1 protein-coding gene is annotated in these 2,026 nt (G+C 72.1%); it reads right to left on the reverse strand.

The genetic code is table 11. From position 1 onward, the window contains the following. Window positions 1–295: 295 nt before the first annotated feature. On the reverse strand, window positions 296–1,909 hold the full coding sequence (locus Aph01nite_RS40810; RefSeq protein WP_204046461.1) for a bifunctional 3'-5' exonuclease/DNA polymerase: 1,614 nt from the start codon (window positions 1,907–1,909) through the stop codon (window positions 296–298). Window positions 1,910–2,026: the final 117 nt, after the last annotated feature.

The raw sequence follows: 2,026 nt of genomic DNA on the forward strand, positions 1-2,026 counted from the left end.
CGACACCCACCAACCTCGCCACCCGGCGACCCGCCGCCATGCGCGGCACGCATGAACGCGACACCCACCAAGCTCGCCACCCGCCAACTCGCCTCCATGTGGCACGCCTGACACGACACCCACCAAGCTCGCCACCCAGCGACTCGCCGCTATCTGACATGCCTGAAAGGTCTGACGGAACGCACCCGGTCGGCCCTTTGGCGTTGGTACGGCGAGAAGTGGCCGACTACGCAAACGGCGCCGGACAACGGCGAGTAGCGACGTCCTCGGGTGGTTCAGTCAAGGCCATGGCGGGCTATTTGGCGTCGGCGTAGCACGTGACGGCCACGGCTTCCATGGGGAAGCGGACTGGGGTGTCGCCGAACAACAAGCGGGTGGCCTCGTCGGCGGCGGTGGCTACGGCGGCGCGGACGGTGGGGGTTTGGTCGAGGGGGCAGTGGACCATGACCTCGTCGTGTTGGAAGAAGACCAGGCGGGCCGGGTCGGGGAGGTTGGCGCGCAGGATGGCCATCAGGGTGTTGGCCCATTCGGCGGCGGTGGCCTGGACTACGAAGTTGCGGGTGAATCGTCCCCGGTCGCGGGCCGCCCGTACGCCTTCGGGACCGGAGACGAGGGCACGCCAGCGCGCGGACGGAGGGGGCGAGGTGCGTCCCAGCCAGGACCGGACCAGGTGTCCCTCCTCGCCGGCACGGGCGGCGTCCTCCACGAATCCGTACGCCTGCGGGAAACGTTGCCGCATCACGGCGAGCAGTTTGTGGGCGTCGCCGCTGGTCCCCCCGTACATGGCGGAGAGCATGGCGATCTTGGCGGCGTCGCGGCTGCCGCCGAAGGCCTTGGCCAGCGCGGCGTAGAGGTCGATCTCGCCGGCGGCCCTGGCCAGCCCGCCGTCCTGGGCCATCGCGGCCAGCACCCGGGGTTCCAGCTGGGCGGCGTCGGCCACCACCAGGGTCCAGCCGTCGTCGGCGACCACGGCTCTGCGCATCAGCTTGGGGATCTGCAGGGCCCCGCCGCCGCTGGTCGCCCACCGGCCGCTGACCACGCCGCCCACCACGTATTCGGCCCGGAACCGGTCCCCCCGCACCCACTGGTCGGCCCAGACCCACCCGTGGAAGCTGTAGAGCCGGGCCAGCTCCTTGTACGCCAGGAGCGGCTTGACCCCCGGATGCTCGACCTGTTTGAGCACCCAGGACCGGGTGGACGGCACGGTCAGCCCGGCCGCCTTGAACGCCTTGACGATCTGCTGCGGCGAGTCCGGGTTGACGGCCTGCCCGAACGCGGCGGCCACCTCGTCGGCGAGAGCCTGCAACTTGGCGGGCCGCATGCCGTGCGCGGGCCGGGGCCCCAGAAGCTCGGTCAGCAGCGCGTCGTGCACCGCCTCCCGCCAGGGCATGCCGTGGAACCCCATCTCCGCGGCGATCAGCGCGCCCGCCGACTCGGCCGCCACGAGCAGCCGGAACTTGCCGGGCTCCGGCAACTGCGCGATCCGCGCCAACTGCCCGCGGTAGACCTCCGCGACGAGATCGGCCTCAGGGATCCCGAACCCCGCGTCCCTGGGCTCGGTCTCGAACAGGAGGCCCTGGCCGCCCTCGGCCACCGCCTCCCGGTCCTCGGGCACGGGCAGCCCGTGCGCCCGCGCGTACGCCGCCTCGGCGGACCGGGGTTCCCCGAACCGCCCTTCGGCCGCGAGCAGCAGCCCTTCGGTCAACGCGATGTCGTAGCACCGGCCGACCCGCGCGCCCTGGGCCAGGACCCCCGGATAGATCCGCCGCGTGTCCCCCCAGACCCACCGGACCTCCCCGGCGTCACCCGCGATCGCCGCCGCCAGGTCGGTGACGTGGGCCGCGATCCCGTCCTCCGGCCGGAGGGTGCCCCCTCGGCCTTCGGGATCCGCCGCCACGACCACGTACATGACACCAGGGTGTCAGGCCGCACCGACAGTTCTCGCGCCAGCCGCCGATCCCGATCTCAGCCAACCGACAGAGGAATCACGACCTCATCCACCCACAACCCTCGCCACAGCAACCGA

The sequence above is a fragment of the Acrocarpospora phusangensis genome, from assembly GCF_016862995.1.
Taxonomy (GTDB): Bacteria; Actinomycetota; Actinomycetes; order Streptosporangiales; family Streptosporangiaceae; genus Acrocarpospora; species Acrocarpospora phusangensis.

What these genes read in the sequence shown, in the direction of transcription:
- Aph01nite_RS40810 (WP_204046461.1), bottom strand. Translation starts at nt 1,909, where the DNA reads ATGTACGTGGTCGTGGCGGCGGATCCCGAAGGCCGAGGGGGCACCCTC.